Consider the following 8,784-nt stretch of genomic DNA (forward strand, 5'->3'; position numbering starts at 1 on the left):
CTTTGTAATAAAAGATTTAGATATGGATTTTGATGTAATCATTATTGGCGGAAGCTATGCAGGCTTATCTGCTGCTTTAACTTTGGGCAGGGCCACGAGAAATGTTTTGGTCATCGATGCGGGCAAATCGTGTAACAGGCAAACCCCGCATTCGCATAATTTTTTAACGCACGATGGTGATAAACCTGCTGATATTGCTAAAGCTGCGAAGACAGAAGTGCTGAAATACCCAACATTCAGATTTTTAGAAGGGAAAGTTATTTCGGCCAGGAAAATAGATGGAGGTTTTAGCGTTGAGATAGCGAAGGGTGAAAATTTTACGGCACGGAAAATATTATTGGCTACAGGTTTAAAAGATGTACTACCTAACATTAAAGGTTTGTCCGAGTGTTGGGCCATTTCTGCTATACATTGCCCTTATTGCCACGGCTACGAGGTGAAGGGTGAAAAAATAGGGCTGTTAATGAATGGCGAACATGCATTTGAGATGGCCAAAACCCTGAACCATTGGAATAAAGATTTAACGATATTAACTAACGGTAAATCGCAGCTAAGCGCCGAGCAGACTGAAAAATTAAAAGCTAAATCAATGACCATCATAGAAGATGAAGTTGTTGAACTGCTGCACAATAATGGCTATCTTGAAGAGGTTGTTTTTAAAAACGGTGAGAAATTGACTTTGAAAGCGATATACATAAAACCCGATGTGGAACAACATTTCAATTTCAACGAGCAGCTCGGATTTGAACTCACAGATTTAAAAACAATAAAAGTCGATGAGCAACAGCAAAGCACGGCCAAAGGCGTTTATGCCGCAGGAGATTGTGCAACCCTGTTTAGGTCGCTATCTATCATTACAGCTGCAGGAACAATGGCCGCAGTGGTGATGAATAAGGAAATGATTTCTGAAGATTTTTGATCAATCATCGGAAATTAAAATAAAATTGCACCAACAATGGTGGCAATAAATATCGCTGCGATCACAATTCTATCGGCAGTAATCCATTGCGCTCTTGTGAGTGGTGTAACGCTTTTTTTTACGGTTTCTGCTTTATGCCTCGAAAGCCTGAAAACGGATGTGTCTAATTTAATAAGCATAGGGATGAGTTTAATAGGGTTAATTTCCTTAAGACAAATCCCAAGCCAAAAATTAAGAAAAATGTGGAATTGTTAATAACTTATATTTTTTTGTTATTCAACTGATATTTATACGTTTATCAATCCCATAAGGCGAATAAATAGCCGATTAAGCTGTATAGAAAATGAAACAGCTTAATCGTGCCAGATGTATAGTAATGAGTTTATTACCTATAGTTTTGTCTGCTCTTCCTGGGCTTTTAGTTTGCTATTCTTTTTGCCGTACCAGAAGTAAATGGCTAAGCCAATAATTAACCAAACCGCCAGCCTCAGCCAGGTTTCCCAGGGTAAAAATACCATCATGGCAATACAGGTTAAAATGCCTAAAATGGGAATTAAGGGTACAAATGGAACTTTAAATGGGCGTTTAGCTTCAGGATTTGTTTTTCTTAAGATCAGGATGCCCACACAAACCATTAAAAATGCCAGTAAGGTACCAATGCTAGTCATTTCGCCTACTACATTCATGGGGACAAATGCTGCAAAAAGTCCAATAAATACACAAAGGATAATGTTCGATTTGTAAGGTGTTTTAAATTTTGCATGAACATCAGAAAACATTTTTGGCAATAAGCCATCCTTACTAATGGAATAGAACATCCGCGATTGCGCCATTAAATCGATCAAGATTACCGAAGTATAACCGATCAAAATGGCCAGAATAATCGCCTGACTTAACCATGCATAAGGTGTTTTTTCGATGGCAATGGCTACAGGGGCACCGCTGTTGGCAAATTCTTTATAATTGGCCAGGCCAGTCATCACGTGCCCAAATAAACCGAATAAAACCGTGCAAACCAGCAACGATCCAATGATACCGATAGGTAAATCGCGGGCAGGGTTCTTCGTTTCCTGCGCCGAAGCGGCAACAGCATCGAAACCTATAAATACGAAAAAGACTAAACCAGCGCCACGTAAAACGCCGCTCCAGCCAAACTGACCAAAGGTCCCGGTATTTTCGGGGATGTAGGGATGGTAGTTGGCCGGATCGATATATTGCCAGCCCAATGCGATGAAAACCAATACCACGCCAACTTTAAGAAACACAATTATCCCGTTTACAATGGCCGAGCCTTTGGTACCGCGGATTAATATGGCTGTCATTAATACCACCACCAATGCTGCGGGGATGTTAATGATGCCATTAACGGTAGAACCATCGGCCAGTTTAGCGGTTTCGAAAGGAGATAAGGTTAACTGCGGAGGGAGATAAATATGCAGGCTGGCCAAAAATTTGGTTAAATACTGCGACCAGCTGATGGCTACGGTAGCACAACCCACAGAATATTCCAACACCAGATCCCAGCCTATAATCCAGGCGAAAAGCTCGCCCATGGTGGCATAAGAATAGGTATAGGCACTACCCGCAACCGGAATCATGGATGCAAATTCAGCATAACATAAAGCTGCAAAACCACAGCCCAATGCTGCAATAACAAAAGATAGTGTAACTGCTGGCCCAGAGTGGTTGGCCGCGGCCAAACCTGTAATCGAAAATAAACCTGCACCAAGCGTTAAACCTACGCCAATTAAAATAAGGTTAATGGGGCCTAAGGTTCTTTTTAGGCTTCCTTCGCCACTCTCGTTTGCCTCAGCAACTATGCTGGCAATAGATTTTTTCATGAAAATAAGTTAAGACGCTGCAAAATTATTAAAATATATTAATTCTATAGTATTTATATATATTATTCGTGTGTGGCCTACGAGGTTTAAAAGGGTAGGTATACGGGCAGACTTTGGAACGCTAAAGCAGTTAGAATGAATTTCTTCTTTTGGAAAATTTGCGTGCCGCTTTTCATGGGAGCTGTAGTCCCGCCATCGCTTGTAGTCCTCTCCCGATGAAAAATCGGGCTGCGGCCTACCCGCTCTGTCGGGTTTATTTACAGGGGGCTGTTCTGGCATTATCTCAAAAATCATTAATCGTAACAATAGCCCTATCCACCTTAAACCTGATAGAACCAAATAGCTCCCGATTTTATCGAATATTTTATATTTAAAAGCCTATCTAAATCGGGACTATAGGTGATAGCAGGACTACAAAAACCGAAGGATTACAGGACCTTGCTTTTCTAAAAAGTATTAAAAATTTTCAACTTTTACAGAATTATTTCCGAAACACAAAATTTAATTTAAAATTATTATGCTGATAATCAGTTATTTGTGAATTTAATTTGATTTATTTTAGTACTATGTATTGCATGGTAGTATATAAAACATATATCTTTGTTATATGATAGCAGAAAATACGCAAACACAAATGCGGAAGGGAATTCTGGAGTACTGTGTTTTATCAATCATCTCCCGGGGCGAAATATATGCTTCGGATATTATTGCCGAATTAAGGACGGCAAAGCTATTGGTGGTTGAGGGTACATTATATCCATTATTAACCAGGCTTAAAAACAACGGTTTGTTAAGCTACAACTGGGTAGAATCTACCTCAGGCCCACCGCGTAAATATTATACCTTAACCGAAGATGGCCGGGGTATTTTATCACAATTAGATCAAACCTGGCAGGAGCTGGCTTATGCTGTAGGTATTTCACAAAAAGGAGCCAATTCATAAATATTAAAAAGGAAATGGAAAAGACCATCATCATCAATATAGGGAACACGATTATTCATATTGAAGAAAGTGCTTACGAACTCTTAAAGGCCTACCTGAACGAAGTAAAACAATATTTTGCCAACCATGCAGATGACCTTGAAATTGTAACGGATATTGAAAACCGGATTGCGGAACTGTTAACCGAGCAATTAGAAGAGCAGAAAAAACAAGTGGTAGATTCGACCAACGTAAATTCGGTGATTGCGCAAATGGGTAAGGTGCAGGATTTTGATACCGTAGAAGAAGGTGAAGAGGAACCTGTAATGAACAGCGGTTACCAGCACCAGTATGTAGAGAAAAAATTGTACCGCGATATGGACGACCGCGTGGTAGCAGGGGTTTGTGCAGGTATTGCGCATTATGTAAACGCCGATCCTAAGTGGATTAGACTGGCAACATTGCTGATCAGCATAGCAGGTGGATTTGGACTATTGGTGTATGCCATCCTTTGGATCATTATGCCAAAGGCTAAATCGCGTATCGAAAGAATGGAAATGAAAGGTGAACCTGCGAATCTTCAGGGATTTCAGAAAAACCTGGATGAAGAATTACAAGCCGTTAAGGAGCGTTTAGGTGAAGTAAATAAACATGCCCAGCCTATATTTGCCCGTTTAGGGAATTTTATCGGAGAGTTTTTCGAGTGGCTTGGCCGGTTTATTTCGGGTACCGGAAAAGTGATTTTTAAGATCATTGCGGGTTTCATCGTTGTGTTTGGTGTACTCTTTTTAATTACTTTAATTATAGGTACGGCCGCTTTTCAGGGATTTTGGGATGCCAGTATTTATGAATATTTTCCCTTCTCTATTATTAATGAAGGCAATAGGGGGGCAATTTTATTTGGTGCATTTATTGTTTGCTTTGTACCGGTTTTAGCCCTGGTGTTATTCTCGATCAGGGTAGCTTTTAACAAACAGGCCATTAACAAAACACTTTCTTTTGCGCTGTTAATTATCTGGCTGGCGGGTGTAGCCATTACAGGTTATCAGGCGGCTAAAATATCATCAGAATTTAAGCAACATGCGGAGTTAACGCAAACAACCGACCTGAAAGCTTATCCGGTATATACCATCAATATCGATAAAAGTAAATATTTCAGCAAAGAAGATAGCGTGGCTTACCATATTGATGCGAATAATCGCCATCAGATTGTAGTTGATGATTTTGAAGACGGACCTTTTGTTTCACCGAACCATATCCGCATTGATATTAACAAGAGTGAAACTGGTGTTACCCGTTTAACACAGAAGTACGAATCGCAGGGTAAAACTTTTCAAAGTGCCTTGCAAAATGCGCAGAACATTAGCTACAATTATGTTGTGAAAGATGCTGAACTGATTTTTAGTCCGCGGTTTCAATTGAGAAAGGGAACCATTTGGAGAAACCAGGAAGTAAGGTTAAATCTTGAAATTCCGGTGGGTACAAAATTAATTTTAAAGCAGGATGCTTACCGCTATGTTAATAATTACTGGACTTGGGAATGTAACGACAGCGAAAATGATCACAACGATTCCAGCATATGGATTATGACTGATGATGGTTTGAAATGCGTGGCGAAATTAAAAGAAGAGGCGTTAAAAAAGGAAAAGTTAGAGCAGGAGCTACGTGATTTAGACCATTTGCGTCAAGATAAACCTAATGATACCCTTTACCAGGATTCCGTATCAAACCGAATTAAAGAAGTTAAAGAAGAGTTGGGTATAACGCCTGAATAATTGTTGCGTCATTTCGAGGGGGCCTAGGCTGGTTCGTCATTGCGAGGCACGAAGCAATCTTAATGCAATAGCTCACTTTTAGCTATTCAATAATTACAAACCCATAGTTGTAGGATTGCTTCGTGCCTCGCAATGACGGATTTATCTCAACACTAAAAACATAACGCCTAAAAGAAAAACATGAAAACATTATTTACGCTGCTGGCATGCTTTATTGCATGTGGGACTTCTTTTGCCCAAAAATTAAATAAACTTACGGGGAAAATTGTTGATGAAAAGACTGTTCCGGTATCGTTTGCGGTTGTTCGGGTGCTAAATTATCCTGATACCACCGTGGTTAAAAGCGTATCGACCAATATTGAAGGCGAGTTTGCAATTGATCAGCTAAAAAGCGGTGAATATGTGTTATCGGTTTCTATCGTCGGTTTTAAAAGTAAAAAGACCAGCCATTTTTCGCTTAACGAAGATTTGAAATTACCTGCCATCACGATCGAAAATTTAAGCAAACAATTAAAAGAAGTGAGTGTGCAGGGCAAGAAACCTTTTATTGAACATCAGATTGATAAAATGGTATTGAATGTAGAAAACAGCATTATTGCAACCGGTGGCACGGCGCTCGAAATTTTGGAGAAGGCACCCGGCGTGCAGATCGACCGCCAAAATGACCAGATTTTACTGAACAATAAATCGGGTGTTATGGTGATGATTGATGGGAAGAACAACTTTTTATCGAGTGCTGATTTAACGGTTTATTTAAATGGCTTAAGCAGCAGTCAGATTGCTACCATCGAAATTATTACTAACCCATCGGCTAAATACGATGCTGCCGGCAATGCAGGTATCATCAACATCAAATTAAAAAAGAACAAAGCATTTGGTACTAATGGAAATGTCTCGTCAACCTATCGCAATGCAATAAGGGCTAATTTACCCACCAATATTTACGGATCGGAACTTAACTTCAATTTAAATCACAGGGTAGAAAAGTGGAATTTTTTTACCAATGCAAATGCGTCAAAAAATAATAATTTTTCGAATTTATTTTTAGAGCGGAGCACCTATGCGAATGGCTTACAGAGTATGTTTAACCAGAATTTCCAGAAAATATATACTGGATCGCGGTTGGCTGCAAAATTAGGTGCAGATTATTATGCAACTGAAAAAACAACAATAGGTGTGATGTTTGATGGCAGTACCAGTACACGTAAATTGGATAATTTCTCCCAAACCTTTATAAACGAAATTAAGGATGGAGTTGCCGGCAATAATTCGCTGATCCAATATTCTGATGCAAATACCCCAAACAAAAACTATAGCGCAAACTTTAATATCAGGCATGAATTTAAAAAGGAGGGTGCAAGTTTAAACTTTGATGCCGATTACTCTGGCTTTGATTACTCAGGACTGGAAAATTTTAACACCAATTTTTACGATGATAAGGGTGCTGTTTTTAAAAATACAGTGATTAGAAATAATAGTAAAACCGCTATTGATATTTATGCAGCAAAAACAGATTTTACCTGGCCAATATCAAAAACTACAAAGCTTGAAACAGGGCTGAAGAGTGCTTATGTTAAAACCAATAACGATTTTCTTTCCTCAGCGCTGGTTAATAACGAATGGCAAAATGTTGTAGGGCAGAGCAATAATTTTATTTACAAAGAAAACGTAAATGCGGCCTATGCAAATTTATCGAAAGATTTGGGTAAGTGGCAGGTTCAGGCTGGCTTACGGGCAGAGTTTACACAATCAACCGGAACATCGGTAACCAATAATACATCGGTAAAACAACATTATTTATCGTTATTCCCAACGGTTTTTGTGAACCAGAAAATTTCTGAAAGCAGTAATCTGCGTTACACTTATGGCCGAAGGATAGATCGGCCAAATTACCAGCAGTTAAACCCATTTAATTTTTATATGGATCCTTATACCATAGCACAGGGAAACCCATACTTAAAACCCCAGTTTACCAATAATTTTGAGGTGAGTTACAATTACAAAAGCGGATTGTTTTTTTCATTGAGTTATGCTAAAACAAAAGATTTAATTTTAGATAGTAAAACCGCACAAAACGATAGCACCAGGATAGTTACCGTAGGGCAAGGCAATATTGGCAGCGGGCAATACTATTCGGCCGGGTTATCTGTTCCAGTAACCATTGCCAAATGGTGGAATTTGCAGAACAATTTTAGGGTTTCCTATAATAAATTTAACGATGATAATTTAGAAGGCGCCCCATTTGCTTTAAGTAAAGTGTTTTACAACTTCAATACTGTTAATTCGATTATTTTAGGAAATAACTGGGCATTAGAAACCAATTTCTGGTTAAACTCACCTAAAGTTAGGGGCTTAGAACGAACCACTATTTATCAGTATGCTTTAAATATAGGGATGCAGAAAAGTTTCTTAAACAAAGCTTTAAAGCTGAAGCTAAATGTTGATGATATCTTCCAAACCAACTACTGGAAAGGAACACTCGATTACCAGAATGTGAATTTAAGGGTGCAGAATAATTACATCAGCAGAAGGGTATCATTCAATATCAGTTATAGTTTTGGTAACCAGAATTTAAAATCAAACCAGGACCGGAAAACGGCGGCAGATGATATTAAAGGAAGGGCGGGAGGTTAGGTTTTTAGTCCTAAGTCTAGAGTCCTCAGTCTGGAGTCGGAGGTCCGGAGTCGGGAGACCGAAGTCTGGGCGAAAAACCCAGTCCCCTTCGGGGTATGTGTTAAATCCCCGATTAACCAATTTAAACAGTTAACCAATTAACCAACAAAACATGAAAAATATAATCTATAGTATCGCAATTTTATTGACCGGCTTAGGTTATGGATGTCGTAACAGTGGTGGACATTTATCGCTAAGCACAATGGATAACAATACCGATTTTAAATTTGAAGCAAAGTATGCCGAGCATAAAACCGGTAAGCTGGAAAAATACCTGGATAGTGCCTTGAATAATGAACTTCCGTTAGATCAGAATATCGATCTGTTCGTGAATTTAAATGGCAGCGATAAGTTTAACCTTAAAGCCAAAAAGGGCTGGTTAGTAATCGACTTCGATAAACGGAACAATTCTTTGGCAGGTTATATGAAAGTGAAAAAACTTACTGAAGGCATTAAACAGCAATTAACGGAGTAATGTGTTTAACCGCAAAAAGAAGGTGCATTAGGCATAAGGAGGGATTGTCTGCGTAAATCAGTGTGATCAGCGGGCAACCTTACCGCCTTTTTCTCCCGCAGATTTAAGGTGATTAGCGCAGAGTTTAAAGTGATCCTCATTCACATGCAGGCGGGAACCACGCTTGTTCAGTGAGGCTA

General features: G+C 39.2%; 7 protein-coding genes. 5 read left to right on the forward strand and 2 right to left on the reverse strand.

Translation table 11 applies throughout. The annotated features are described in order from the left end of the window. Positions 1-22 precede the first annotated feature (22 nt). A complete protein-coding gene (locus AC07YT_RS20115; protein ID WP_086547823.1) occupies positions 23-919 on the forward strand; it encodes an NAD(P)/FAD-dependent oxidoreductase in 897 nt (298 codons plus the stop codon). Positions 920-933: 14 nt separating this feature from the next. Here the strand turns inward: AC07YT_RS20115 and AC07YT_RS20120 are convergent, their stop codons facing one another. Both AC07YT_RS20120 and AC07YT_RS20125 read right to left on the reverse strand, forming a co-directional pair. Continuing rightward, positions 934-1,098, reverse strand: coding sequence for a hypothetical protein (locus tag AC07YT_RS20120; protein WP_494945495.1), 165 nt, complete (start codon positions 1,096-1,098; stop codon positions 934-936). A gap of 210 nt (positions 1,099-1,308) precedes the next feature. After that, on the reverse strand, positions 1,309-2,760 hold the full coding sequence (locus AC07YT_RS20125; protein ID WP_086547822.1) for an amino acid permease: 1,452 nt from the start codon (positions 2,758-2,760) through the stop codon (positions 1,309-1,311). Positions 2,761-3,367: 607 nt separating this feature from the next. Here AC07YT_RS20125 and AC07YT_RS20130 point away from each other — a divergent pair. The 4 genes from AC07YT_RS20130 (at position 3,368) to AC07YT_RS20145 (ending at position 8,605) form a co-directional block, all read left to right on the forward strand. Then, a complete protein-coding gene (locus AC07YT_RS20130; protein WP_029275299.1) occupies positions 3,368-3,703 on the forward strand; it encodes a PadR family transcriptional regulator in 336 nt (111 codons plus the stop codon). Positions 3,704-3,717: 14 nt separating this feature from the next. Continuing rightward, on the forward strand, positions 3,718-5,457 hold the full coding sequence (locus AC07YT_RS20135) for a PspC domain-containing protein (RefSeq protein ID WP_086547821.1): 1,740 nt from the start codon (positions 3,718-3,720) through the stop codon (positions 5,455-5,457). A 180-nt stretch (positions 5,458-5,637) separates the two neighbouring features. Then, on the forward strand, positions 5,638-8,091 hold the full coding sequence (locus tag AC07YT_RS20140) for an outer membrane beta-barrel family protein (protein WP_086547820.1): 2,454 nt from the start codon (positions 5,638-5,640) through the stop codon (positions 8,089-8,091). Positions 8,092-8,242: 151 nt separating this feature from the next. Then, positions 8,243-8,605, forward strand: a complete 363-nt coding sequence (locus AC07YT_RS20145; protein ID WP_086547819.1) for a hypothetical protein — start codon at positions 8,243-8,245, stop codon at positions 8,603-8,605. The last annotated feature ends 179 nt before the right edge of the window (positions 8,606-8,784 follow it).

It is taken from the genome of Pedobacter sp. GW460-11-11-14-TSB4, from assembly GCF_059423705.1.

Excerpts from the sequence above, each read along its gene's own strand:
- AC07YT_RS20120 (WP_494945495.1), bottom strand. The coding sequence starts at position 1,098 with ATGCTTATTAAATTAGACACATCCGTTTTCAGGCTTTCGAGGCATAAA.
- AC07YT_RS20135 (WP_086547821.1), top strand. The coding sequence starts at position 3,718 with ATGGAAAAGACCATCATCATCAATATAGGGAACACGATTATTCATATT.
- AC07YT_RS20145 (WP_086547819.1), top strand. The coding sequence starts at position 8,243 with ATGAAAAATATAATCTATAGTATCGCAATTTTATTGACCGGCTTAGGT.
- AC07YT_RS20130 (WP_029275299.1), top strand. The coding sequence starts at position 3,368 with ATGATAGCAGAAAATACGCAAACACAAATGCGGAAGGGAATTCTGGAG.
- AC07YT_RS20125 (WP_086547822.1), bottom strand. The coding sequence starts at position 2,760 with ATGAAAAAATCTATTGCCAGCATAGTTGCTGAGGCAAACGAGAGTGGC.
- AC07YT_RS20140 (WP_086547820.1), top strand. The coding sequence starts at position 5,638 with ATGAAAACATTATTTACGCTGCTGGCATGCTTTATTGCATGTGGGACT.
- AC07YT_RS20115 (WP_086547823.1), top strand. The coding sequence starts at position 23 with ATGGATTTTGATGTAATCATTATTGGCGGAAGCTATGCAGGCTTATCT.